Raw genomic sequence first — 24,932 nt, forward strand, 5'->3', positions numbered from 1 at the left:
TATCGAGACGTCCAGAGGGTTGGTCTGCGTCAAAGTGCCGTCTCCACTCTTCCGAGCTCGGGTTTTCTGTCGGAGACGCAGACTAGGCTGCGTACGTGCCGAAGAGTGAAGTGACCCCCAGCCGCCCGTGCCTGCTGCTGCTCGACGGGCATTCCCTGGCCTATCGCGCGTTCTACGCGCTCAAGGACGCCAACCTGATGACCACCGACGGTCAGCACACCGAGGCGGTCTACGGGTTCACCTCGATGCTGACCAACATCCTGCGCGACGAGCAGCCCACGCACGTCGCGGTGGCCTTCGACCGGTCGGAGCCGACGTTCCGGCACGAGGAGTACGCCGAGTACAAGGCCAACAGGAGCGAGACCCCGGAAGACTTCCGCGGTCAGATGCAGCTCATCTACGAGCTGCTCGACACCATGCGCATCCCGCGCCTGTCCAAGGCGGGCTTCGAGGCCGACGACCTCATCGCCACCCTGGCCACCCGGGCGAGCGAGCAGGGCATGAACGTCCTGATCGTCACCGGCGACCGCGACGCGCTGCAGTTGGTCGACGAGCACGTCACCGTCCTGATGACCCGGCGCGGCATCAGCGACATGACCAGGTTCACCCCCGAGGCGGTCGAGGAGAAGTACGGCCTCACGCCCGCCCAATACCCCGACTTCGCCGCCCTGCGCGGCGACCCCAGCGACAACCTCCTGAGCATCCCCAGCGTGGGGGAGAAGACCGCGGCCAAGTGGGTGCGCGAGTTCGGCTCCCTGACCGCGCTCGTCGACCGGGTCGACGAGGTCAAGGGCAAGGTGGGCGACAAGCTGCGCGAGCACGTCGCCCAGGTCCTGATGAACCGCCGGCTCACCGAGCTGCTGCGCGACGTGCCGCTGGAGGTCGAGATCGGCGACCTCAAGCAGGGCACGTGGGAGCGCGAGGAGATCAACAAGCTGTTCGACACCCTGCAGATCCGCGGCGAGCTGCGCGAGCGGGTGTTCAAGGTGCTCGGCACCGGCGAGCAGGAGCCCGAGCAGGGCTTCGAGGTCGAGACCGTGCTGCTCGGCCCCGACCGCGTGGCCGGCTGGCTGGCGGCGCTACCCGAGGGCCGCGCCGGGCTCGCCTTCAAGGGCGCCTACGGCAGCGGCACCGGCCGCATCGACGCCATCGCCATCGCCTCGCCCGGCGGCACCGCCGCGCACATCGACCCCGTCAAGCTCACCGAGAGCGACGAGGCGGCCCTGCGGGCCTGGCTGGGCGACGACACCAAGCCCAAGGCCGTGCACGACGCCAAGGGGCCCATCCTGGCCCTCTGGGCGCAGGGCATGGAGCTGCGCGGCCTGAGCTGCGACACCGCGCTGGCCGCCTACCTCGCCATGCCGGGCCAGCGCACGTTCGCCCTCGAAGACCTGGCCAGGCGCTACCTCCACCGCGACCTGCGGGCCGAGGAGGAGCCCAGCGGGCAGGCCGCGCTGTTCGGCGACGACGAGGACGCGCCGGCCAAAGACCTCGCGCTGCGCGCCCACGCGGTGCGCGAGCTGGCCGAGGCCCTGGAGACGTTCCTGGCCGGGCGCGGCGGCACCCAGCTCCTGGCCGACGTGGAGCTGCCGCTGCTGTCGGTGCTGGCCGAGATGGAGCGGGCCGGCATCGCGGTCGACAGCGAATACTTCGCCGGGCTTGAGGCCGAGTTCGGGGCCGCGGTCAAGCACGCCGTGGAGGAGGCCCACCGCTCGGTGGGCGAGCAGTTCAACCTGGGCTCGCCCAAGCAGCTCCAGGAGATCCTGTTCACCAAGCTCAACCTCCCCAAGACCAAGAAGATCAAGACCGGCTACAGCACCGACGCCGACCAGCTCGCCTGGCTCGCCACCCAGACCGAGCACGAGCTGCCCACGATCATGCTGCGCCACCGCGACCAGCAGAAGCTGCGCACCACGGTGGAGGGCCTGATCAAGGAGATCTCCGACGACGGGCGCATCCACACCACGTTCAACCAGATCATCGCCGCCACCGGCCGGCTGTCGTCGGAGAAGCCCAACCTGCAGAACATCCCGATCCGCACCGCCGAGGGCCGCCGCATCCGGCAGGGCTTCACGGTCGGCGAGGGCTATGAGACGCTGCTGACGGCCGACTACAGCCAGATCGAGCTGCGCATCATGGCCCACCTGTCGGGCGACGAGTCGCTGATCGAGGCGTTCGAGTCGGGCCACGACTTCCACCAGGCCACCGCGGCCCGCGTCTTCGACCTGCCGCCCGAGCAGATCGACGGCGAGCTGCGGGCCCGCATCAAGGCGATGAACTACGGCCTGGCCTACGGCCTGTCCGACTTCGGCCTGTCCGGGCAGCTCAACATCCCGGTGGCCGAGGCGCGGGCGCTGAAGGAGGAGTACTTCCAGGAGTTCGGCGGCGTGCGCGACTTCCTCAACGCGATCGTCTCCCAGGCCCGCACCGACGGCTACACCGAGACGATCATGGGCCGCCGCCGCTACCTGCCCGACCTCACCAGCGACAACCGCCAGCGGCGGGAGATGGCCGAGCGGATGGCGCTCAACGCCCCCATCCAGGGCTCGGCCGCCGACATCATCAAGGTCGCCATGCTCAACGTGCACCAGGCGCTGCGCGAGGAGGGGCTGGCCTCGCGGATGTTGCTGCAGGTGCACGACGAGCTGGTGTTCGAGGTGGCGCCGGGCGAGCTGGAGCGGCTCACGCAGCTCGTGTGCGACCAGATGAACGCCGCCTACCACCTGCGGGTGCCGCTGGAGGTCTCGGTGGGCGTGGGGCGTACCTGGGAGGACGCGGGGCACTGACCTGAGGGGGCCCCTCAAGGGCCCTCCAAGGGCGGAGTGCGGCGGGCCGTGTCCCGGATGTTCCACTAGCCTGGGAAGACCGTTTTTTACCGAGCGGCCGGGAGTTTCGTGCGGATACCAGGGTCCCTCACGCGGGTCATCGGCATCGCGAACGCCGTCGTCATCACGGTGGCGATCATCGGGCTGAGCCTCTTACCTGGCGAGCCCCGACCGGCCGCCGCGCCGCAGGGCGCCGCGAGGATCCAGGAGCGCCCCGCGTCGCCCGAGGCGGGGCCGTCAGAGGCGCCGGCGCCGTCCACGAGCCCGGTCGGGCAGCCGCCCGGGGTCGTGGCCACCCCCGACTTCGCCCGGCAGGTGCGCGCCAACGAGGCGGGCCTGGTGCCGGTCCTGATGTACCACCGCATCCTGGCCAAGCGGCTGGCCTCGATCGACCGCACGCCCGACCAGCTCAGGAAGGAGCTGGAGCGGCTGGCCGAGCGGGGCTACGTGCCGATCACCGCCAGGGAGTTCGTGACCGGTGACATTCACGTGCCGGCCGGTAAGTACCCCGTCGTGCTCACCTTCGACGACGGGCACCCCAGCCAGTTCGGCCTCGGCGCCGACGGTCAGCCCCTGCCCGACACCGCCGTGGCCGTGATCCAGGACGTGGCGAGCCGCTATCCCGGCTTCCGCCCGGTGGCCACGTTCTGGGTCAACAGGGAGCCGTTCGGGCTGCGCGACAGGGCCGCCCAGGAGAGCGCCGTGCGCTGGCTGGTCGACCACGGCTACGAGGTGGCCAACCACACCTGGGGCCACCCCAACCTGAGGGTGCTCAAGCGCAAGAAGGTCAGCGAGCAGATCGTGCGCGTCGAGCGGCTGCTCAAGAAGCTCGGCGCGCCGCCGTCGCAGACGATGGCCCTGCCGTACGGGTCGATGCCCCGGCCCAAGAAGGCCGCGCGGACCGGGTCCTGGGACGGCACGCGGTATGATTTCGCCGGCGTGTTCCTCGCCGGGGCCGAGCCGTCGCTTTCGCCCTACGCGAAAAAGTTCGACCCCGGGGCGATCCAGCGCATCCAGAGCAACGGCAAGAAGGGCGAGTGCCGCAAGTGGTGCTCGCAGTACTGGCTGGAGTGGCTGGACAAGCACCCTGGTGAGCGTTACGTCAGCGATGGCGACCCGGAGCGGATCTCCGTACCGGAGTCACTTCGCGGTAATATCGTGACCAAGCGAGGGCTCCAGGTCATCGCCTACTGACGTCTCCCCGGATTGACCCAGTGGCGAAGGTCTCATATGCTGATCGCTGCGCTGTGGGCTCGCGCGCGCCTCAGACGGAGCGGGCTCGCGCTCGGTCACGTCGATGTCGTAATTCCTCGGCTTGATGCGGAAGAGGGCCTGCCGCGCATCCGCCACATCGACATCCTGTCCGCGTTCGGAGCAATTCCACACATGACGTCCAGCACTGAGGCCACCTCGAGCACCCCGCAGGTAGCGGTCAACGACATCGGGTCCGAGGAAGCCTTCCTCGCGGCGATCGACGAGACCATCAAGTACTTCAACGACGGCGACATCGTCGAGGGCACCGTCGTCAAGGTCGATCGAGACGAGGTTCTTCTCGATATCGGCTACAAGACCGAGGGTGTCATCCCCTCGCGTGAGCTTTCGATCAAGCACGATGTCGATCCCGCTGACGTCGTGGAGGTCGGGGAGCACGTCGAAGCCCTGGTTCTCCAGAAGGAGGACAAGGAAGGGCGCCTGATCCTGTCCAAGAAGCGGGCTCAGTACGAGCGCGCCTGGGGCACGATCGAGAAGATCAAGGACGAGGACGGCATCGTCACCGGCACCGTCATCGAGGTCGTCAAGGGTGGTCTCATCCTCGACATCGGCCTCCGTGGCTTCCTCCCGGCGTCCCTGGTCGAGATGCGCCGCGTCCGCGATCTGCAGCCCTACGTCGGCCGCGAGCTCGAGGCGAAGATCATCGAGCTCGACAAGAACCGCAACAACGTGGTCCTGTCGCGCCGCGCCTGGCTCGAGCAGACCCAGTCCGAGGTTCGCCAGACGTTCCTCAACACCCTCCAGAAGGGGCAGGTCCGCAAGGGCGTCGTCTCCTCGATCGTCAACTTCGGTGCGTTCGTGGACCTCGGCGGCGTCGACGGTCTGGTCCACGTGTCCGAGCTGTCCTGGAAGCACATCGACCACCCGTCCGAGGTGGTCGAGGTCGGCCAGGAGGTCACGGTCGAGGTCCTCGACGTCGACATGGAGCGCGAGCGCGTCTCCCTGTCGCTCAAGGCCACCCAGGAAGACCCGTGGCAGCAGTTCGCCCGCACCCACCAGATCGGCCAGGTCGTGCCGGGCCGCGTCACCAAGCTGGTGCCGTTCGGCGCGTTCGTCCGGGTCGAGGAGGGTATCGAGGGCCTGGTCCACATCTCCGAGCTGGCCGAGCGCCACGTGGAGATCCCGGAGCAGGTCGTCCAGGTCGGCGACGAGATCTTCGTGAAGATCATCGACATCGACCTCGACCGTCGCCGCATCAGCCTCTCGCTGAAGCAGGCCAACGAGGGTGTCGGCGCCGAGGTCGAGTTCGACCCGACCCTCTACGGCATGGCGGCCACGTACGACGAGCAGGGCAACTACATCTACCCCGAGGGCTTCGACCCCGAGACGGGTGAGTGGCTCGAGGGCTTCGACAAGCAGCGTGAGGAGTGGGAGCGGCAGTACGCCGAGGCCCAGCAGCGCTTCGAGGCCCACAGGAAGCAGATCGAGGAGGCCCGCAAGGCCGAGGCGGAGGCCGGAGAGGCCGCCCCCACGTCCTACCAGGGCGAGACGCCGGCGCAGTCCGGCAGCTCCTCGTCGGCTCCGGCCAGCGGCGCGCTCGCCTCTGACGAGGCGCTCGCGGCGCTGCGCGAGAAGCTCGCGGGCGGCCAGAGCTGACGTCCTCTTCGAGGACTTCGGCCGCCTGAGGCACAGGTGGTCCGGAAGGCCCCGCACGGTTCGCCGTGCGGGGCCTTCCGCGTTTTTTCCTCAGGTTTTGAACGCGGAACGGTCCTTGCCGCATTGCCTCCTACCGTGAGGGGCATGGACGACATCAAGCCCTTCCGCATCGCCATCCCGCAGCCCGACCTCGACGACCTGCGCGACCGGCTGCGCCGCACCAGGTGGGCCGCGCAGCTGCCCGGCGGGTGGAGCAGGGGCGTGCCGGTGGGCCACCTGCGGGAGCTGGCCGCGTACTGGGCCGACGGGTTCGACTGGCGGGCGCAGGAGGCCCGCCTGAACGAGTTCCCGCAGTACAGCACCGTCATCGACGGGCAGCCGATCCACTTCCTGCACGTGCGCTCGCCCGAGCCCCACGCGGTGCCGCTGATCATGACGCACAGCTGGCCCAGCTCCGTCGTCGAATTCCTCGGCGTGATCGGGCCGCTGACCGACCCGCGCCGGCACGGCCTCGACCCCGCCCTCGCCTTCCACGTGGTGGCGCCGTCGCTGCCCGGGTTCGCCTTCTCGCCGTTCCCCGAGCCAGCCGACGAGCGGCCCTGGAGCGTCGAACGGGTGGCACGCACCTGGGCCGAGCTGATGAGCCGGCTCGGGTACGACCGGTACGGCGCCCACGGCAACGACGCCGGAGCCCTCGTCACCCCGCAGCTCGCCGCCCTGGACAGCGAGCACGTCATCGGCTCGGTCATCACCGCCGGGCTCGGCATCCCCCAGGGCCGGCCCGGCGAGCTCGACGGGCTCTCCCCGGCGGACCTGGCCGAGCTGGAGCAGCTGAGCGCCTGGATGAGCGGCGGCAGCGGGTACGGGCCCTACCTCGCCGCCCGGCCCCAGACGCTCGCCCACGGGTTCACCGACTCGCCGGTGGCGCAGCTCGCGTACCTCGTGGAGAGGTTCAAGGAGTTCGACGGGTGGGGGTCGGGGGAGGAGCCCGTGCACCGGGACCTCGTGCTCGCCAACGCCAGCCTGTACTGGTTCACGGGCACCGGCGGGTCCTCCTCCTGGACGTACTACGAAGGGGCGGCCGGGCTGCCGATCTCCCAGACGGCCGTGCCCACGGGGGTGACGCACGGCGGGCCCGAGGTGTTGCGGCGGGTGGCCGAGCGGGGCAACGACATCCGGTACTGGGGGAAGGCCCAGAGCCCGAGCCACATGGTCGGCATGGCGGTGCCTGAGACGCTGGTGGAGGGCATCAGGGAGTTTTTCCGGACGATTCGCTGAGGGGGCGCGAGATTTTACCTAAGGCCTTTGCAAGGCTGTGACCTGCGGGATTGCTCACTGGGAAACTGGGCGGCGGCGCTGGTGGTCGCGACTCTCCCAAGGGGTGACGCAGTGGGCATGGTTCAGCGGGTGACAGCTGTGCTGACGGCGGTGATCGCCGCCTCGGCCCCTTGCGCGGCGCTCGCCGCCTCGGCACCGGTCCCTCCGGCGGCATGGGGCGCCTCGGCTTCGGTCCCTCCGGCGGCATGGGCCGCCTCGGCTTCGGCTGCCTCGGCTCCGGGGATACCCGGCGCCCGGACTCCGGTTCCCTCGGCGGCGCCGGAGGACCGGGTGGGGTGGTGGGCGTGCGGGGACGGGCTGGAGTGCGCGAAGCTGGCCGTGCCGGTCGACTGGGGCCGGCCGCGCGGGCCGCGTACCGAGATCGACCTGGCCAGGATGCCCGCGCGGGACCCAGCCCGGAGCCTCGGCCCGCTCGTCGTGAGCACCGGAGCGGGGCCCACCATCCAGGACGCGCGGGCGCGGCCCGACGGCGTGAGCGAGCTGGCGCGCTGGTTCGACGTGGTGCTCGTCGGGGCGCGCGGGATCGGCGACCGGGGGAGCGCCGCCACCGTCCGCTGCTCCGTGCCCCAGCCCGACCCCCGGCGCCTCCAGCTCACCCCCGGGGCGGACGCGTGGCGCCGGTACGCCCGCGACAACGCCGCCTACGACCGCAGCTGCCGCATCGCCGCCGGGCCCTCCTACGCCGGCCTCACGTCCTGGCAGGTCGCCCACGACCTCGACGCCGTCCGCGCCGCGCTCGGGCAGCCGCGCCTGCGGTACTTCGGCGACGGCTACGGGGCCGTGTACGGGCAGGCGTACCTGGAGCTGTTCCCGAGGCGGGTGGAGCGGATGTACCTGGAAGGGGTGCCGGACCACGGGCAGCCCAGCGTGGGGCGGCGGCTGATCGCGCGGGCGCGGGCGGCCGAACGGCAGCTCACCGCCTTCCGCGACTGGTGCGCCCGCCGGGCGGGATGCCCGCTCGCCGGGGACGACCCCCTCAAGGTCCTCGACGACCTCCTCACCCACGCCCCTTTGCCCACCGGCCCGCCCGCCCACGCCCCCCTGCCCGATGCCCCCGCCGGACGGGTGTCTCCGCTCGGCGACTGGGCCGAGCGGGCGCCCCTGTTCGGTGACCAACCGGGACACACGCCCCTGCCCGGACACCGGCCGGAGCGGGCGCCGCTGCCCGGCAGCCAGCCCGAGCGTGGGCCGCGGCCCGGCGGCCCGGCCGGAAGCATGCCTCTGCACGGCGGGCAGGGCGGGCGGGCGCCGGTTTCGGGCAGCCTCGCCGAGCCGCCGCCGCTGCCCGGTGACCGGGGGGAGCGGACGCTGCTGGGCGGAGGGGCGCCCCTGCACGCCGGTCCGGCGCGGACCGCGAGCGCCCGTGAGGTCGTGACCGGTGTGCTCGCCGGCCTGGCCCCCCAACGCTGGCCCGAGCTGGCCCGTGCCCTGGCGGCGGCCGAGGCGGGCGACGCGGGCCCGCTGGCGGCGATGGCGGCCCCCGCCGAGCCCGTGGCGCCGGCGACGGTGGCGCGGTCGCTGCACTGCCACGACTTCATGCCCGCGGTCCCCGCATACCGGCGTTTCCTGGCGATGGAGGCGCGCCTGCGGACGATCGCGCCCCGCGTGGGCTGGCTGACGGCCCGGGAGGAGGTGGGCCGCTGCCTGGGTATCGGCGCGGGCCCGAGCTGGCCGCCACGCCCGGCCCACCTGGGGGTGAGATCCGCCGCCACGAGGTCGGCCAGGGTGCCGAAGGTGCTGGTGGGGATCGGGCGGCTGGATGTCGAGAGCCCGGCCTGGGGTGCCGCGCGGGTGGCCGCCCGGATCCCCGGTGCCGCCGTGTTGTGGCACGGTGACGGGCACGGCGCGTACCTGATGCAGGGGGCCGCGAAGCTGCGCGCGACCTGCCTGCGCACCCGCGTGCACGACTTCCTCGTCAACGGCACGACGCCGCGCGCGCGTACCCGCTGCCCGGGGGAGCTGACGGCGGCCCTGAGATAGGCTGCCGCAGGTGGTGATCGAACGAGCCGAGCCCGCCGACGCGGGCGAGATCCTCACCGTGCAGCGCGCCGCCTACCTCACCGAGGCCCAGCTCTACGGCGACCCGTACATCCCGCCTCTCGTCGAGTCGCTGGAGCAGGTGCGCAAGGTCATCGAGGACGCGCTCGTGCTCAAGGCGCTCGACGGCACGCGCATCGTCGGGGCCGTCCGGGGCGGCTGTCGGGCACCACCTGCCTGGTGGGCCGCCTCGTGGTGGCCCCCGACCGGCAGGGGCAGGGCGTGGGCACCGCGCTGCTGCGGGCCCTGCACGAGGAGGTGGCGGAGGCCGAGGCGTTCGACCTGTTCACGGGCCACCTGTCGGAGGGGAACCTGCGGCTGTACCGCCGTCTGGGCTACCGGGAGACGAGCCGGGAGCGGATGGACGATCACCTGACGGTGGTGTATTTGCGTAGGACGCCAGATCGATCCCCTCCTCCGCGATGATCATGGCGCGGCCCAGGTCGTCGTCCACCCAGTTCCAGCCCCAGCGCCACTCCGAGCCGGGCGGGTGCTCGGCGCTCAGCCGGTCGAGCACGGCCTGCAGCTCGGCGGCGGGCACCACGATCTGGTGCCGGCCGCGCCAGCGCACGTACGCGGGCGCGCCGAGCGGCGGCACCCCGACCCCGTGGCGCCGCAACGCCGCCAGCACCTCCTCCGGCGCCACCCCGAACGGCTCCAGCGGCGTCGGCGCCCGCTCCACGTCGGAGTCGTGGGCCAGCGCGATCAGCCAGTGCTCCGGCGACGGTACCCGCTCGCCGTCGGCCAGGGCGAGGCCGGTCGCGATGCCGTGCAGCTTGTGGAACGCCGGATTGGCGAAGCCGCCGCCCCGGTGGTGCCCCGGCCGCCCGTGGCGGGGCAGCAGCTCCAGCGCGCGCTCGTGGTCGAGGCCCGCCTCGCGCAGCACCCGCGCGGCGAGCGAGTCGCCGCTGAGCAGGGCGAGCACGACGTGCCACGGCCCCACCCAGTCGTCGCCGGCGGCCGCCGCCTGCTCGTGGGCGGCCCGTACGATCCAGCTCGTCATGCTCCGATGATGCGCCTTGGATAGGCTTTTGGCGTGCTGAAGATCGGACTGACCGGCGGCATCGGCTCCGGCAAGAGCGAGGTGGCCAAGCGGTTGTCGGCCAAGGGCGCCATGGTGATCGACGCCGACCGGATCGCGCGCGAGGTGGTGGAGCCGGGCACGCCCGGCCTGGCGCGGGTGGTGGCCACGTTCGGGGAGGAGGTGCTGCGCCCGGACGGCTCGCTCAACAGGGAGAAGCTGGGCTCGGTCGTGTTCGCCGACTCCGAGAAGCTGGCGGCGCTCAACGCGATCGTGCACCCGCTCGTGGGGGAGCGGGTGGCCGAGCTGCAGCGGGCCGCCTCCGACGACACGATCATGGTGTACGACGTGCCGCTCCTGGTGGAGAACAACCTGGCCCCCATGTACGACGTCGTCATCGTCGTCGACGCCCCCGACGACCTGCGCATCCGCCGGCTGGCCGAGCACCGCGGCATGCCGGAGCCCGACGCCAAGGCCCGCATCGCGGCGCAGGCGACCCGCGAGGAGCGGCTGGCGGCGGCCGACATCGTGATCCCGAACGACGGCTCGATGCAGGAGCTGGACGCGCGGGTGGAGGAGGTCTGGCAGGATCTCCTCGCCCGCGCCGCCCGCGGCTGACCGCGTCAGCCCTCAGAACGGCGAGTCGAGCGGCACCTGCCGCACCCCCGGCAGGTACGGGTCCAGCTCGCCCAGCTCGAACCGCGACATCCCCACCACGTGCCAGAACTGCCCGCCGGGTTCCCCCTGCACTTTGTACCGCCCGTCGGGAGCCAGGGCCGCCCAGCCCTCGGGCAGGCCGAGGAGGGTGGCGCGGCGGGAGCCGCCCGACCACAGGATCACCGCGCCGTCGTCGCCGGCGCTGGCCAAGAGGTCCTCGACGGGGCTGAAGGCGACCGACCAGACCCTGCGGGCGTGCCCGGCCAGGGTGTGCAGGAGGCGGCCGGTGGCGGCGTCCCAGACGCGGACCAGCGTGTCGTCGCCGCCGGTGGCCAGGCGGCGGCCGGAGGCGTCCCAGGCGACGCTCCACAGCCGCTGCCCCTCCAGGTCGAGCGTGCGGACGAGGCGGCCCTGGCGCGGCTCCCACAGCAGCACCTTGCCGTCGTTGCCGGCGCTGGCCAGGAGCGAGCCGTCGGGGGAGAACGCCACGGAGTAGACCCGGTCGGTGTGCCCGTCGAGGCGGGCCACGCGCAGGCCGGTGCCGGGCTCCCACAGGCGGACGGCGTGGTCGTCGCAGCCGGTGGCGACGTAGGCGCCGTCGGGGCTGAACGCGATCGAGCGGACCCGCCCCCGGTGGCCGAGCAGCTCGCCCGCCAGCCGCCCGGTCGGGCGGTACCAGATGCGGACGCTGTCGTCGTCGTTGGCCGTGGCCAGCAGGTTCCCGTCGGGGCTGAACGCCTCGGCCCACACGTGGTCGGTCTCGGCGTGCAGCTCGCGCTCGTAGTCGCCGGTGGCGGCGTTCCAGAAGTGCACGCCGCCGTCGTTGCTGGAGGTGGCCAGCGCGGGCCCGGCGGGGGAGAACGTGGCGGAGATGAGCCGGTCGGCGGTGCCGGTGAACTCGCGCAGCCGGCGGGCGGTGCGCGGCTCCCACAGGCGGACGACGCCGTCGTTGCCGCTGGTGGCCAGCATGGTGCCGTCGGCGCTGAAGCGGGCGGAGGAGATGCGCCGGCCGTGGCCGCGCAGCACGCGCTGGCACTGCCCGGTCTCCGGGTCCCACAGGCGGACGGTGCCGTCGTTGCTGCTGGTGGCCAGTTGCCGGCCGTCGGGGCTGAACGCGAACGGCCACACCGAGCTGCGGTGCCCGGTCAGCTCGACCCGCTGGGCGGCGCCGAGCCGCTGCAGGCGGACGACGCCGTTGGCGTCGCCGCTGGCCAGGCTCTGCCCGTCGGGGCCGAACGCGACCTGGTACACGGCCGCGGCGTGCGTGGTGTGCACGCCGCGGGCCTCGCCGGAGGTCTCCCACACGCGGACGCTGCCGGCGGTGTCGCCGCTGGCCAGCAGCGAGCCGTCGGGCGCGAACGCCACGCAGTAGACGCTGCCGAGGTGCCCGGTCAGCTCGTGGGTGAGCCGCCACGTGCGGGTGTCCCACAGCCGGACGGTGCCGGCCTCGTCGCCGGTGGCCAGCAGCCGCCCGTCGGGGCTGTGCACGGCGCGGTAGACGCTGCCGCGGTGCTCGCCCAGCGTCTCCTTGACCTGCCCTGAGCCGAGGTCCCAGACGCGGACGACGCCCGCGGAGTCGCCGGTCACCAGCGCCGACCCGCCGAAGGAGGCGGTGTAGACGGGCGCCCGGTGGCCGGCCAGCTCGTGGACGAGCCGGCCGGTGGCCGTCTCCCAGACACGGACGACGCCGTCGCCGCCGCCGGCCGCCACCAGCTCGCCGGACGGGCTCAGCCGCACCGGCCAGACGCCGCCGGGGTGGCACTCCAGGCGGCGCAGCAGCTCGCCGCTCAGCGCGTCCCACAGCAGCACGACGCCGTCGCTGGCGCCGGTGGCCAGCAGGTCGCCGGCGAACGCGACCGCGTACACGCGGCCCCGGTGCCCCTGCAAGGTGCGGACGGGCGCGCCGCCGACGCACAGGAGCACGCCGCCGTCCTCGTTGCCGACCGCGATCGTGGCGCCGTCGGGGCTGTAGGCGATCGGCTCGGGCAGGCGGCTGGTCTGGAAGTGGTAGCCGTACGGGACGCCGATGCCGGCCGGCGCGAACTGCACCTCGACCGGCTGCCCGGGCACCACGGCGGCGCCGGGCAGGCGCGGCAGCGTGCCGGTGACGTTGATCAGCGAGGCGCGGTGCCAGCGGGCGCCGTCGAGCGCGGCGTCGCTCAGGTCCGCCTGCGCCAGCCGCGCCCCGGACAGGTCGGCGCCGCGCAGGTCGGCCCCGGTGAGCTGGGCGCCGTCGAGCCGGGCGCCGACGAGCCTGGCGTCGCGCAGGGTGGCCCTGGACAGGTTCGTGCCGGCCAGGGTGGCCTCCGACAGGTCGGCGCCGGTGAGGTCGACCTCGCGCAGGTCGCGGGCCGACAGGTCCTCGCCCCTGAGGTTGGCACCGCGCAGGTCGGCGCGGGCGGGCGTGCGCAGCCTGGCGGCGATCTTGACGGCGTTCGCCCTGGACACGTCGTCCGGCGGCGGATCGTTCACCCACGCCCGCAGCGCGCGTACGTCGCCCAGGTCGCACAGGAACTCCACGGTCAGCGCCGACAGCGGCCGGCGCGCCAGCAGGACCGGGTCGTCGAGCGTGGCGGCGATGCGCCGGGCGACCAGCCACTCCATCACCGAGGCGTGGATGAAGCCGAACATGCCCTCCTCGGTACGCACCAGCAGGCTGCCCGAGCCCATCCGGAACGCCGCGTGCGCGGCCGTGAGCTGCCCGTCGGCCAGGTCGGTGAGCGTCTCGCCGATCTCCGTCAGCTCCTCGAAGGCCAGCAGCGACTCGCCGGACTCCCACAGGCGCACCGCCAGCGCCGTCACCGCCTGCCACAGGTCCTCGACGGTGAGCCCGGCGGGCGAGCCGGGGACGCGGGCCCGCCGCTCCTCGAAGACCAGCCAGGAGGTGAGGATCTCCTCGTACAGCAGGGCCGGGCTGAGCGTGTGGCGGGCCTCGGCCACCGTACGGAGCCGGTCGGTGTCGAGGTCGGCGATGAAGCTGAGCATCCGCGGGTTCTGGGCCAGGGCCAGCAGGTCTTCGATCTCGCTCATCAGCGACATGCGGGCGCCGGCCGCCTCGCCGCCGCCGAACCGGTTGGCCAGGTAGGAGCGGATCTGGTCGGGCGTGAAGTCCTCGACGCTGAGCACCCGCCGCTGCGGCAGCATCCCGACCATCTCGCCGAGCGCGGTCAGCACCTGGCTGTGCGACTTGAAGTGCTGCGTGCGGCTGGCCACCACGATCTTCGCCTTGTCTTCAGCCGCCGCCAGCAGCGTGGCCAGGTGGTCGGCCGCCCGCTCGTACGTCAGCCGGGTCACCAGCTCGTCGAACCCGTCGAACAGCAGCACGATGCGCCCCTGCCGCAGCAGGTAGCGGAACGCCTTGAGGTCGATCACCTCCTCGCCGTGGCTGGCCAGGTGGGCCGCGACCAGCGCGTCCACCGAGTGCGCCTTGTCGAGGGCGCGCAGCTCGATGAGGATCGGCGTCAGGTGCGGCAGCTCGGCCGGGATGCGCCGGGCCAGCTCGCGCAGCGCGAACGTCTTGCCGTGGCCGAAGTCGCCCAGCAGCAGCAGGAACCGGCCGTGGTCGGCGGCCAGCAGCCGCATCAGCTCGTCGGTCAGGCCCTGCTGGACCTGGCTGCCGGGGCGGTCGAGCTCGCGGTAGCGCTGCGGGACGTACAGGGCGGGCGGGTAGCGCCGGTCGTTGGTCAGCCTGGCGGTCTGCTCGGCGACGTACCCGCTCAGGTCGAGCAGGCCCTGGAACTCGGTGAAGCTGCGCAGCCGCACGCCCATGCGCATCAGGTCGTCGCGCAGCGAGCGCGGCGCCGGCGGCCCCTGGTAGACCAGCTCGGCGGCCAGGCCGCCGGCGTGCGCCAGCCGGGCGAACGCGGAGGCGGCCCGCTCGTCCAGCGGGCCCACGTGCGCGCCGATCATCGTCTGGCGGACGAACCCGTCCTCCGCCTGCGTGACCACCAGGTGCGTGTCGAACCTGCGGATCTTCGCCCGCTCGTGCCTGGCCTCGCACACCTCGGTGATGCGGTCGAGCAGCAGCTCCACCGGGCTCGGCACGCGCTCCTCCGGCTTGGCGGCGGGCGGCCGCTCGGCCTGGCTCTCGCCGGTGAAGGTGGCCTGCGCGGCCCGCCAGCGCACGTGCACCTGCTCCGGAGGCTCCGCGTCGGGCACCCACGTGCGCATCCCGTCGGGGCCGATCTGCACGAGCTGGTGCCGGCCCGAGCGCGGCGCGCCGACGCGCCCCTCGGCGGCCTGCCCGGCGCCGCCGTGGAAGAGCAGGTTGATGCGGTGGCCCAGCAGCCGCTCGTACGTGGGCGCGTCGGTCAGCTCCTCCGGCGGATGCCCCATCGCGCCCAGCCGCAGCCACCCGCGCTCCTCGTAGGGCCGCAGCCGCTCGGCGAACCAGGCCGCCTGCGCCTCCCCGAGCATCGCGTACGCGTCGCGCTCCAGATGGCTCATCGCCATCGTGGAGTTGAGCCCCGCGACGACCACCTTCAGATCGGGCACCTCGAACAGCGTCCACGGCTGCCCGCTGTCGAACACCCGGTCGTCGAGCCCCTGGTACAGCTCGCCGAACAGGGTGGCGAAGTGCCGCCACTTGGGCCAGTAGGGCGGCTGCGGGCTCACGTCGTCGGCCTCGCAGGTCAGGAAGTACGCGCTGGCGGCGGCCTTGGTGACGTCGCGCGGGCCGGGCAGCAGCACCAGCCGGTGCGGCTCCAGGCCGAGCAGCAGCCGCAGGTCGGTGACGAACCGGGTGGCCTGGGCGTACTGGCCGAGGCTGCCGGACTCGGTCAGGTCGCCGCTGACGATCATGAGGTCGGGGCGGGGCATGCCGCGGTCGTACAGGGCGGTCAGGTCGGCCCAGACGCGGGCCTGCATGTCCTCGGGCGTGAACGGGTCGCCGGGGTCGGGCAGCGCCCGCCCGAACCGGGGGCCGCCGATGTGCAGCACGTTGATCGAGTCGCGGCCCCGGCTCTCGGTGGTGACCGGCGGGAAGACGGGCGGCGCGATCGGGGCCCGTCGCGCCCTGGCCGGCTCGGCGGGCGGCGGCAGGGTGGGCGCGGGCACCGGCGCCGACACGGGGGAGCCGTCGGGGAAGGCGGGCGCGGCCTCCGGCTTGGCCCGGCCGGCCAGCGCCTCCCTGACCCGGCCCAGCAGCAGCGCCCTGGCCTCGCCCGGGTCGGTGACGCCCAGCAGGTCGACCCAGGTGATCGTGGACAGCAGCCCCTCCAGGGGGACGTCCTCCAGCCGGATCGTGACGAGCTTGTTGGAGGGGTTGTCGGGGTCGGCGCGCAGCGCCGCCTGCCACTCCAGCCGGCCGTAGCGCGAGCCCAGGTAGTTGCGCGAGAGCACGGCCACGACGAGCTTGGCCTCGCTGACCCCGCGGTCCATGAAGTCGATGAAGTTGGTGCCGGGCACGAAGTCCCACGCCTGGATCATGGTGCGGTAGCCGGCCGCCTCCAGCTCCCAGGCGATCCAGGTGGCCCAGGCCGTGTCGGCCGGGGAGTAGCTGACGAAGATGTCGGTCGGCCTGCCGTCACGTGCCATTCGTCCAGTATCCCTTGCGGGGCGGGGGTTCGGCAGCGGGTGTGCGATCATCTTCGGGTGTGGCGGCGTCTTGGCGTACTCGACTGGATCAGGGTCGGGCTGCTGGCTCTCGGGCTGGTCTTCGTGGCGACCGGGCTGCTGCCGTGGGCCGAGGCGGTCACGAGCCTGCGTGAGATCGGCCCGCTGCTGATCTTCCTGGTGGCGGTCATCGTGCTGGCCGAGCTGACCAAGGAGGCGCAGGTCTTCGACGCGATCGCGGCGCGGATGGCGGTGCTCGGACGCGGCAATTACGCCGCCCTCTTCTTTCTTTGTGTCCTTTTTGCGTCATTTGTCACGATATTTCTGAACTTGGACACGACGGCGGTGCTGCTCACCCCCGTCATGCTCGCCCTCGCCCCCCGCGCCCGCATCGCCGCCCTCCCGCTGGCCATGACCACCATCTGGCTGGCCAACACCGCCAGCCTCCTGCTGCCGGTCTCCAACCTCACCAACCTCCTCGGCATGCGCAAGATCGGCCTCGACGCCACCGAGTTCGCCGCCCGCATGTGGGCGCCCCAGGCCGCCGCGATCCTGGTCACGATGGCGTTCCTGTGGGTGTTCTACTGGCGGCGCGGCGAGCGGCGCGACCTGCGCTACACCCCGCCGGTGCTCACGCCGGTCGGCGACCGCGTGCTGTTCGGGGCCGCCTCGGCCGCGTGCGTGCTGTTCATCGGCCTGCTGCTCGTCGAGACGCACGTCGCCATCGCCGCCGGCGCCGCGGCCGCCGTCGTGGTGGCCGCGTTCGCGCTGCGCGCCCGCGAGCGCCTGACCTGGAGCCTGATCCCCTGGCAGCTCGTCGTCTTCGTGACCGGCCTGTTCCTGGTCGTGCCCACGCTCAGCATCCACGGCCTGTCGGCCCTGATGACCTGGATGATCGGCACCGAGGGCGACCCCTACCGCACCGCCGCCGTCGGCGCCGGGCTGTCCAACCTGATCAACAACCTGCCCGCCTACAAGGCGATCGAGACCGTCATCCCCGCCGCCGACCAGAACCGCCTGCTGGCCCTGCTGGCCGGCACCAACGTCGGCCCCGTGATCACCCCGTGGGCGTCGCTGGCGACCCTGCTGTGGTTCGAGTCGTGCCGCCGCCACGACGTGCGCGTCCCGATGCGCCGCTTCCTGCTCACCGGCGCGGGCCTGGCCGCCGTCGGCCTGCCCGCGACCGTGTGGGCGCTGGTCACCTTCGGCTGATCAGGCGGCGGTGAGCGCGTAGGCGTCCGCGACCGCGTCCAGCGCCCAGCGCATGCGGCGCACGTACGTCTCGGGGTGGTCGCCGGCCTCCTGCGCCACGAACGCCGCGCACCACGACGGGTCGCCGCCGCACGCGCACAGCCGCTCGTCCACGGCCTCGCGGATCGCGGACGGGGACAGCTCGTCGGACGGCTGGAGGGTGGTGACGAAGAGCACCTGGGCCAGGTCGGTGGTGGTGAACATGTCGGGCTCCTCTCCGCGGTGGCGCCGTTCTCCGGCACCCTCTAAATAGACATCGAGCCGCGGCGGAACTCATCGGCGAAGGACACAGATTATCCGCGTACTTTTTCTCAGCGGAGCAGGGAGAGCAGGCCCGGCAGGGCCCGCGGATGGGCGGCCACGAAGCTGCGCTCGTCGCCGGGGCCGTCCACGCACTCCTCGTACGGGCCGCCGTCGAGCCCCCTGATCTCGATGCCCGCCTCCTGCGCCAGCAGCGCCCCCGCCGGCAGGTCCACCACCCCGGCCCGGTAGCCCACGATGCCGTCGATGTCGCCGCGCGCCAGCATCGCCCAGGCCAGCAGCGGCGCCCAGAGTTGCAGCACGCGGCGGGCGTTGAGGTCGAGCCGCTCCTTCAGCCGGCGCACGGTCGCGTCGTCCCTGGCGATGCCGTACCCCTGCGTCCAGGCCAGCAGCGGCCCGTGCGGGCTCGGCGCGTACGGGGGCGCCAGGCGCGCGCCCGACGAGGCCAGCGCCCCCCTGCCGCGCAGGGCCGACCACGTCTGGCGGGAGACCGGGTCGTGCACCACGCCCAGCAGCGGCAGCCCGCCCCGGCACAACGCCACCCCCACCACGTACGTCGGCAGCCCGATCGCCACGTTGTTGGTGCCGTCGAGCGGGTCCACCAGCCACGTCCACTCGCCGCCCGCCGCCCCCACCAGCCCCGACTCCTCCGCGATCACGGTGTGCGACGGGTACGCCGTCAGGATCCGCTCCAGCAGCAGCTTCTCCGAGGCGAGGTCCAGATCGGTCACCACGTCGCCGGCCGCGCCCTTGGCCCGGGTGCCGAGCGCGCCCCGCATGCCCTCCAGGAGCAGCGCGCCCGCGGCCTCGGCGGCCTCGACGGCGACCGTTCGAGCGTGATCCAGGTCCATCGGGTGCCCTCTCAGGTCAGGTGCGCGGTGATCGTGCGGATGGCCAGGGCCGTCTCCGAGGCGTCCAGAGGCTGCCTGGACACGTGATGGGGGCCGCCGGACAGCGGGCCGAGCGACAGGTCGCGGCTGCCGGGCCGGCCGCGGCCCAGCGCGATCGTGGCCGCCTCGCCGCCCTCGGGCACCACGCTGCTGTGGAAGCGGTCGGCGGCCAGCGTGTAGGTGTCGCCGGGGCCGAAGACCTCGACCAGGCCCGTGGAGTGCCGCACGGTGCGGGGAGTGGGCGAGATGCGGTCGCCGCCGGCGTCGCTGACCACCTCGTACACCCGGTGCGTTGCACGCTCGGCCGTGTCGTCCACCACGGCGTGCACGTTGCGCACCTGGCCGTAGAGCACGTGGCTGACCAGGTCCCAGCTGTGGCAGTGGATCTGCGAGGTGGTGCTCTCGGCGTGCGCGAGCGAGTCGGTCCACAGGTGCAGGCATACCCCCTCGCCGCCGTCGCGCTCCAGCGGCAGGCAGACGAACCCGAGCGGATGCCGCACCGCCGTCAGGCCCGGCCGCGCCAGCTCCGCCAGCGCCCACGTCCTGGCCTCGCCCGCGCGCAGCACCTCCCGCACGCCGCTCAGGCTCATGAGTACGGGTCCAGAGCGCGCAGGGCCTTGCGGGCGATGTCGACGACGTCGCGCCCGTTGTACGACCTGGGCAGGGGCACCCCGATCCGCTCGAACAGCTCCTGCACCTCCTCGATGGTCGGCTCGTCGCCGAGCGGCACCTTCTTGTACATCTCCAGCGGCACCCGCCGCGCCTGCTCCAGGCTCAGCCGCAGCTCGGTGTCGCAGTTCTCGTAGTAGAACGTGTCGGCCAGCGCGGTCATCGCCATGTTCGGGTCCTCAACCGTCATGATCAGGCGGCTGGAGGACAGGTCCCAGCGGAACGTGGTCATCGTCGAGGACAGGCCCACCTCGATGTCGAGCAGGCCGTAACGCTGGCGGTGCCAGAAGGCGGCCAGGATCGTCGCGTACGACTCCTTCCTGGCCCGGTCGGTCGTCCACGTCTCGCCGGTGCCGTCGGGGGCGTCGGACAGCGAGCGGCGGTAGTGGGCGTAGGTCTCGCAGACCTCCACGTTCGTCGGGTCGATGATCTCGACGCTGACCCTGAGGTGCCGCTTGTCCTTGCGCGCGGCGGCCACGCACGCGGGCAGCGTGACCGCGCGCAGGTAGGTGCCGGTGCCGCCCTTGAAGCTCCATCGGGTGGTGTCGCGGCGGGCCTCGGCGTGCGACTGGGCGATCTCCTGCCGGCTGCCCAGCACCCTGACGAGTTGCAGGGAGTCGAGGGCTCTGCGGGTGCTGTGGGCGAGGGTCTCGATCTCCTCCAGGCGCGCCAGGCGTACGGGCAGCTCGGCCAGCACCCCTGAGGTGATCGTCTTCTCGACGGGCGCCTGCCGGGCGCGGTCGCGCAGCAGCGCGGTGGCCACCAGCGCGAGGATCACCAGGGTCGCGGCGGTGACGAGCTGGCGCTGGACGTCGTCGCCCTGCGGGCCGAAGATCTCGTCGGGCATGATGCCGAGCACGCCGACCACGATCGCCAGGGTCAGGGCGATGGCGCCGTCCGCGTTGCGTGCCGCCCATGGGGCGGTCCTCTTCAACGCCGCCATGAACCGTGCCATCGCTCGCCCCGCCGTCCGACGATCAATCAGTTCCCGTGGTCATGGTAACGAGCGCGTCATGCGAGTGTCAGCACACGGAAAGGAGCGATCACGTAGCGCGCGATGCCGCGGAATATTGCCTCGCGCCCCGATCGCCCGGTTCCCTAGCATCGGAGAGCATGATCATGGATCCCGCCGTCATGGCGTACTACGAGCGCGGGGGCGAGCTGACCCGCCTGCGGCAGGGCCGCGGCCGGCTGGAGTACTGGCGCACCCGCGACGTGCTGCGCCGCGTCCTGCCGCCCGCGCCCGCACGGGTCTTGGACGTCGGCGGCGGCACGGGCGTGCACGCCGAGTGGCTGGCCGCCGGCGGCTACGACGTCGAGGTCGTCGACCCCGTGCCGCTGCACGTCGAGGAGGCGGGGAAGCTGCCCGGCGTCCGCTCCCGCCTCGGCGACGCCCGCGCGCTGCCCGTCCCGGACGGGCAGGCCGACGCGGTGCTGCTGCTGGGCCCTCTGTACCACCTGCCGGAGCGCGCCGATCGGGTGCGCGCGCTGGCCGAGGCCCGCCGCGCCGTCCGCCCCGGCGGCCTGGTGGCCGCCGCGTTCATCAGCCGGTACGCGTGCCTGCACGACAGCGTCCGCCTCGGCACGTTCGCCCGGGAGGAGTCGCGGGCCGCCGACTACCGCTCCCTCGACACCGGCGTGATCATCTCCTCGAAGGAGGGCGGGTTCCGCGGCTACGGCCACCTGCCCGAGGAGATCCTCGCCGAGTTCGCCGAGGCCGGCCTGCCCGAGCCGCGCCTGCACGGCCTGAGGGCGCCTTCGGTCTCTACGGCGACCTCGACGACTGGCTGGACGACGACGGGCGGCGCGAGCTGCTGCTCGACGCCGCCCGCCGCCTGGAGTGCGAGCCGTCGCTGCTCGGCGTCAGCGGCCACCTGCTCGCGGTCTCCACCGCCTGACGATCAGAACCAGCCGCGGTGCCGCGCCATCTGCTCCAGGCCCCGCTGCAGCGCCACGTCCGCCTCGTGCGGCGGCTGGTCGTAGCGGACCGTGAACCGGTTGTAGGCGTCGTGGCTGGAGGTCAGGAAGCCGCCCCGCTTGTCGGCCTCCAGGATGACGTCCATCTGCCGCGGCCCGGCGATGAACGTCAGCTCCAGCTCGTTGAAGTGGCGCCGCCACTGCCCGCCCGCGTAGTACTCGATCTCCTGGAAGAACGGCATCGTCGAGCCGTACAGCGTGCCCCGCTCCAGGTCGGCCTTCTTGAACTGGAAGCCCAGCCGGTCGAGCGCGGCGATCACGTACTCCTGGGCCGGCAGCGGGCTGACGAACAACGGGTCGAGGTCGCCCTTGTCGAGCGCCCCCGCCAGCGCCAGCTCCGTCTGGACGCCCAGCTTCATGCCGTGCAGCGGGTGCCCGGCGATCGCGCTGATCGGCGTCTCCCACGGGATCGTGATCTCGAACGGCTGCTGGTGCTGCGCGCCCGCCGCGAGCTGGAAGGTGCCCGCCACCTGCTGGCGCAGGAAGCTGTAGGACGTCTTGTACTCGTTGTCGCCCGACTCGACCTCGACCACGGCGGTCAGGTCGATGTGGATGCCCTCGACCTTGTAGTCGGAGTTGCCGCCACGGAAGTGCACGACGCCGCGCAGCGGCTCGCCTGGGCGCACGCCCGTGTCGGTCAGCACCGTGTCGACCTCGACGCCCGCGCCGAACGCGGCCATCAGTTTGCGGAACACCATGGGGTTCTCCTAAGCGGAAGGTGTGTGGCCGTTCAGTTGGCCTGTCCCTGTACCCGAGATGCGGGGGAGCAACTGGGCCAGGAGAAGGGTGGAGAGCGCGGAGTCCGACTGCCCCTGCTGGGTGCGTACGACCAGCGGCTGAGGCGCGTTCTCCGCCAGTTTGGCGCCCACGTCGAGGCGCCTGCGGGCCAGCTCGTACTGCAGCACGGCCCGGTTGTCCCGGTACGACTCGGCCAGCCGGCGCAGCGCCTTGGCCTCGTTCTCGGCGGCGGTCAGCTCGGCCCGGCCGCGCGCCTCGATCTCCCACGTCACCCGCTGCGCCTCGGTCTCCTGCTCCTCCAGCATGCGCGCGACGTCCTTGCGCGCCTTGTTGTGGGCGGCCTTGACCTCGACGACGCGGGCGTCACGGGTCTTCTTGGAGCGCTCGATCTCCATCAGCAGCGTGTCGATGCGGCGCTTGCGGGTCAGCTCCCACTCGCGCTCGTAGGCCGACAGCTCCTTGGCCACCTTCTCGCGGGTGGCCAGGTGCTGCTGGTACTGGTCGGGCAGCTGCACGTCGGGGATGTTCGCGCCGGTGATGCGCACGCCGTAGCGGCCGAGCTGGCGGTTGAGCGCGTCCTGCATGTCGCCGACGTCGGAGCCGCGCAGGTCGTACGCGCGCTCGGTGTTGACCCGGCGGCTGCGCTGCCTGATCGCGTCCTGGACCGCGCTGGACAGCACCAGGTCGAAGTTGCCCGCGCCGATCGTGCGGACGAACGCGACCGGGTCCACGATCCTGAACTTCAGGAAGAACTCGATCGACTTCAGCGGCACGTTCTCGGCCGTCGGGCAGGCCACGATCGGCGCCGAGTACGGGATCTCGGTGGAGGTGTCGACGACCGCGTCCACCCGGTCCCACGGGAGCCAGAGGTAGTGGCGGCCGGGCGGCAGCGTGCCGGTGATGGCGCCCCAGCGGCTGCGCACGCCGGTGGTGCCCTCCTCGATCTCGATGATGGCCTTGCGCCACATCGTCAGCAGCGCCAGCAGCAGGAACACCAGCGCCGCCGCCGCGCCGATCAGCTTGAAGTCGGTCAGCGCGGCCATGCCGGCGAAGTAGATCGCCAGGAACACCAGCGTCATCCAGGCGAAGCCGCGCCGGTCCTTCGGGATGACGACGGGCACGAGCTGGCCCTGCTCGCCGCCGCGCAGGAGCTGGCGGATCTCGCCCCAGGAGGCGAGCGATTCCTTGATCTTCGAGAACTCGCGGCTCATCTCAGATCTCCTTCCCGGGCAGCAGGCGCTCGACGGTGCGTTCCAGCTCCGCGTCGGGCTCGGGTGGCGCGGGCGCCTCCGCGACGTCGGCGGCGGCCTTCGTGAGCAGCGCGGCGATCTCGTCCTCACGGTCGCGCACGCGGGTGGCGATCTCGTCGAGCCTGCCGCGGATGGCGGCCATGTCGTCGGCGGAGAACAGCGTGGCGTCCTTGCCGCCCACGAGCTGCTGGGCCAGGGCCAGGAAGTCGATGTCGGTCTGCTCGCCCACCTGCACCACCTGCGGCAGCCTGGTGGCGACGGACTCCAGCTTGGCCAGCAGGTCCTGCTGGAAGCGGTAGTCGAGGATCTCGGGGGCCTCGGCGGCCGACAGCGCCCTGATGTCCAGCGCCTGCGCCTCCAGGAGCGCGGCGTTGGCGTTCGCCGTGGACTCGGCCTCGACCAGGCGCTGCCTGGCCTGCGCGGTGGCCTGGTGGGTGGCGCGTTCGAGCGCGGTGTCCATGCGGGCCTGGTAGCCGGCGATCTCGGCCTGGATGGCGCTCAGCGTCTCCTGCAGCCCGGCCAGCTCCTTGACCAGGTCGCCCTCGTTCTGCTCCTTGCGCAGCTGGAGCTCGTACTCGTAGGTGTAGGCCTCCTTGGCGACCCGCACCATCTCGGGGGCGGCCAGGTCCATGCGGTACTCCTGGCTGGACGGCTCGGCGTGCGTGATGTTGACGTCGGTGAGCCGCACGGCGGGCAGGAACTGCTGGTTGAGGCTCTCCAGCATGCCGAGCGTGCTCTCGCCGACCAGGTCGTAGATCTCCTCGGCGCGCTGGGCGTAGATGAGCGAGCGGGTGACCTCGCTGATGGCGTTCTGGAGCTTGGACTGGAAGCCGCTGACCGAGCCGAGCACGAAGATGAACTCCGCCGGGTTCTCGATCCTGAACTGCAGGAACAGGTCCACGCTGGCCTTGACGCCCTGCTGGGTGGGCGCCTCGCTGATGGGCGCGTTGAACGGGTACTCGCGGGTGGTGTTGACGATGTAGCTGACCCGCTTCCACGGGTTGAACAGCGTCACCCGGCCCGGGTCCGCGATGTGCACCAGCTTGCCGAACTGGGTGATGAGCGCCTTGCAGCCCTCGGGCACCATCACCACGCTGCGCCGCCACCACAGGAACACCGCGGCCAGCACCAGCACGACCCAGTAGTGGGGGCCGAAGATCACCTCGGCGTTCGGGACGATGTTGCCGAGCGCGCCGATGAGGCCCAGCGCCACGAGGATGCCCAGCGGCACGATCACCTTGGCGGTGCTGCCCTTGGGGATCACCACGGGCGAGATGACGTGCATGCCGTTCTCGGCGAAGCTGCGGTTGACGATCTCGCCGGCCTCGTTGAGCGAGGCCGACTTCGCCTCGATGAGGGTGCCGACGGAGGCGCCGCCGTCGCGGGCGGCGGCGAAGTCGCTCGCGTTCAGCCTGAAGCCGGGGGCCTGGCCGGCCAGCTGCCCGGCCTGGTCGACGACCTGCCCCATGGCCTGCCCCATCGCCTGTCTGACGTCACCCCCTTGGGCCACCGCCTGGGCTACGCCCTGACCTGCCTGGATCAGTGCCTCTCTGGGTCGTGACATCGAACCTTCCTTTTCCGCTACAGGCGATTTAGA

General features: G+C 72.4%; 16 protein-coding genes and 2 pseudogenes. 9 read left to right on the forward strand and 9 right to left on the reverse strand.

Annotation, left to right across the window (positions count from 1 at the left end; all coding sequences use genetic code 11):
- Positions 1 to 95 precede the first annotated feature (95 nt).
- The 6 genes and pseudogenes from polA (at position 96) to KIS93_RS55085 (ending at position 9,494) form a co-directional block, all read left to right on the forward strand.
- Complete coding sequence (polA, locus tag KIS93_RS55060) at positions 96 to 2,786, forward strand: DNA polymerase I (protein WP_080040982.1); 2,691 nt, start codon at positions 96 to 98, stop codon at positions 2,784 to 2,786.
- Between the two features lie 108 nt (positions 2,787 to 2,894).
- Positions 2,895 to 4,019, forward strand: coding sequence for a polysaccharide deacetylase family protein (locus KIS93_RS55065; protein WP_080040981.1), 1,125 nt, complete (start codon positions 2,895 to 2,897; stop codon positions 4,017 to 4,019).
- Positions 4,020 to 4,211: 192 nt separating this feature from the next.
- Positions 4,212 to 5,693 carry a 30S ribosomal protein S1 gene (gene rpsA, locus KIS93_RS55070; protein WP_080040980.1) on the forward strand — a complete coding sequence of 494 codons (1,482 nt, stop codon included), beginning with the start codon at positions 4,212 to 4,214 and terminating at the stop codon, positions 5,691 to 5,693.
- 144 nt (positions 5,694 to 5,837) lie between these two features.
- Entirely contained in the window at positions 5,838 to 6,971 is a 1,134-nt protein-coding gene (locus KIS93_RS55075; RefSeq protein WP_080040979.1) for an epoxide hydrolase family protein, read from the forward strand.
- Between the two features lie 330 nt (positions 6,972 to 7,301).
- Positions 7,302 to 9,011 (forward strand): alpha/beta hydrolase, encoded by a 1,710-nt coding sequence (locus KIS93_RS55080; RefSeq protein ID WP_186405025.1) that lies wholly within the window; start codon positions 7,302 to 7,304, stop codon positions 9,009 to 9,011.
- A gap of 13 nt (positions 9,012 to 9,024) precedes the next feature.
- A pseudogene (locus tag KIS93_RS55085) lies at positions 9,025 to 9,494 on the forward strand (GNAT family N-acetyltransferase).
- 265 nt (positions 9,495 to 9,759) lie between these two features.
- Here the strand turns inward: KIS93_RS55085 and KIS93_RS69590 are convergent.
- A pseudogene (locus KIS93_RS69590) lies at positions 9,760 to 10,071 on the reverse strand (Clp protease N-terminal domain-containing protein); the annotation flags it as partial.
- Positions 10,072 to 10,104: 33 nt separating this feature from the next.
- Between KIS93_RS69590 and coaE the strand changes: the two are divergent.
- Positions 10,105 to 10,707: a dephospho-CoA kinase gene (coaE, locus tag KIS93_RS55090; protein ID WP_080040976.1), complete on the forward strand. Its 603-nt coding sequence runs from the start codon at positions 10,105 to 10,107 to the stop codon at positions 10,705 to 10,707.
- 12 nt (positions 10,708 to 10,719) lie between these two features.
- Here the strand turns inward: coaE and KIS93_RS55095 are convergent, their stop codons facing one another.
- A complete protein-coding gene (locus KIS93_RS55095) occupies positions 10,720 to 16,281 on the reverse strand; it encodes a TIR domain-containing protein (RefSeq protein WP_080040975.1) in 5,562 nt (1,853 codons plus the stop codon).
- Between the two features lie 57 nt (positions 16,282 to 16,338).
- Between KIS93_RS55095 and KIS93_RS55100 the strand changes: the two genes are divergently transcribed.
- Positions 16,339 to 17,511, forward strand: coding sequence for an ArsB/NhaD family transporter (locus tag KIS93_RS55100; RefSeq protein ID WP_080040974.1), 1,173 nt, complete (start codon positions 16,339 to 16,341; stop codon positions 17,509 to 17,511).
- On the opposite strand, the gene KIS93_RS55105 is transcribed toward KIS93_RS55100, so the two are convergent.
- The 4 genes from KIS93_RS55105 to KIS93_RS55120 form a co-directional block, all read right to left on the reverse strand.
- Positions 17,512 to 17,754 (reverse strand): hypothetical protein, encoded by a 243-nt coding sequence (locus KIS93_RS55105; RefSeq protein ID WP_080040973.1) that lies wholly within the window; start codon positions 17,752 to 17,754, stop codon positions 17,512 to 17,514. It abuts the gene before it with no gap.
- A 107-nt stretch (positions 17,755 to 17,861) separates the two neighbouring features.
- Positions 17,862 to 18,662 (reverse strand): inositol monophosphatase family protein, encoded by an 801-nt coding sequence (locus tag KIS93_RS55110; RefSeq protein WP_080040972.1) that lies wholly within the window; start codon positions 18,660 to 18,662, stop codon positions 17,862 to 17,864.
- A gap of 11 nt (positions 18,663 to 18,673) precedes the next feature.
- Positions 18,674 to 19,291, reverse strand: a complete 618-nt coding sequence (locus KIS93_RS55115) for a hypothetical protein (protein ID WP_080040971.1) — start codon at positions 19,289 to 19,291, stop codon at positions 18,674 to 18,676.
- Positions 19,288 to 20,313 (reverse strand): hypothetical protein, encoded by a 1,026-nt coding sequence (locus KIS93_RS55120; protein WP_186405026.1) that lies wholly within the window; start codon positions 20,311 to 20,313, stop codon positions 19,288 to 19,290. Before KIS93_RS55120 ends, KIS93_RS55115 begins: the two co-directional genes overlap by 4 nt.
- Before the next feature lie 170 nt (positions 20,314 to 20,483).
- On the opposite strand from KIS93_RS55120, the gene KIS93_RS55125 reads away from it, so the two are divergent.
- Positions 20,484 to 21,353, forward strand: coding sequence for a class I SAM-dependent methyltransferase (locus KIS93_RS55125; protein WP_222108030.1), 870 nt, complete (start codon positions 20,484 to 20,486; stop codon positions 21,351 to 21,353).
- Here the strand turns inward: KIS93_RS55125 and KIS93_RS55130 are convergent.
- The 3 genes from KIS93_RS55130 to KIS93_RS55140 are packed head-to-tail and all read right to left on the reverse strand — an operon-like array spanning position 21,272 to position 24,899.
- Positions 21,272 to 22,045 carry a sporulation protein gene (locus KIS93_RS55130; protein ID WP_080040970.1) on the reverse strand — a complete coding sequence of 258 codons (774 nt, stop codon included), beginning with the start codon at positions 22,043 to 22,045 and terminating at the stop codon, positions 21,272 to 21,274. The genes KIS93_RS55125 and KIS93_RS55130 overlap by 82 nt on opposite strands.
- 9 nt (positions 22,046 to 22,054) lie before the next feature.
- A complete protein-coding gene (locus KIS93_RS55135) occupies positions 22,055 to 23,296 on the reverse strand; it encodes an SPFH domain-containing protein (protein ID WP_080040969.1) in 1,242 nt (413 codons plus the stop codon).
- A 1-nt stretch (position 23,297) separates the two neighbouring features.
- Positions 23,298 to 24,899 (reverse strand): SPFH domain-containing protein, encoded by a 1,602-nt coding sequence (locus tag KIS93_RS55140; protein WP_080040968.1) that lies wholly within the window; start codon positions 24,897 to 24,899, stop codon positions 23,298 to 23,300.
- Positions 24,900 to 24,932 lie beyond the last annotated feature (33 nt).

It is taken from the genome of [Actinomadura] parvosata subsp. kistnae, from assembly GCF_900323885.1.
Lineage (GTDB): Bacteria > Actinomycetota > Actinomycetes > Streptosporangiales > Streptosporangiaceae > Nonomuraea > Nonomuraea composti.

What these genes read in the sequence shown, in the direction of transcription:
- rpsA (WP_080040980.1), top strand. Translation starts at nt 4,212, where the DNA reads ATGACGTCCAGCACTGAGGCCACCTCGAGCACCCCGCAGGTAGCGGTC.
- KIS93_RS55130 (WP_080040970.1), bottom strand. Translation starts at nt 22,045, where the DNA reads ATGGTGTTCCGCAAACTGATGGCCGCGTTCGGCGCGGGCGTCGAGGTC.
- KIS93_RS55140 (WP_080040968.1), bottom strand. Translation starts at nt 24,899, where the DNA reads ATGTCACGACCCAGAGAGGCACTGATCCAGGCAGGTCAGGGCGTAGCC.
- KIS93_RS55115 (WP_080040971.1), bottom strand. Translation starts at nt 19,291, where the DNA reads ATGAGCCTGAGCGGCGTGCGGGAGGTGCTGCGCGCGGGCGAGGCCAGG.
- KIS93_RS55075 (WP_080040979.1), top strand. Translation starts at nt 5,838, where the DNA reads ATGGACGACATCAAGCCCTTCCGCATCGCCATCCCGCAGCCCGACCTC.
- KIS93_RS55110 (WP_080040972.1), bottom strand. Translation starts at nt 18,662, where the DNA reads ATGGACCTGGATCACGCTCGAACGGTCGCCGTCGAGGCCGCCGAGGCC.
- KIS93_RS55105 (WP_080040973.1), bottom strand. Translation starts at nt 17,754, where the DNA reads ATGTTCACCACCACCGACCTGGCCCAGGTGCTCTTCGTCACCACCCTC.
- KIS93_RS55125 (WP_222108030.1), top strand. Translation starts at nt 20,484, where the DNA reads ATGATCATGGATCCCGCCGTCATGGCGTACTACGAGCGCGGGGGCGAG.
- KIS93_RS55095 (WP_080040975.1), bottom strand. Translation starts at nt 16,281, where the DNA reads ATGGCACGTGACGGCAGGCCGACCGACATCTTCGTCAGCTACTCCCCG.
- KIS93_RS55135 (WP_080040969.1), bottom strand. Translation starts at nt 23,296, where the DNA reads ATGAGCCGCGAGTTCTCGAAGATCAAGGAATCGCTCGCCTCCTGGGGC.
- KIS93_RS55120 (WP_186405026.1), bottom strand. Translation starts at nt 20,313, where the DNA reads ATGGCGGCGTTGAAGAGGACCGCCCCATGGGCGGCACGCAACGCGGAC.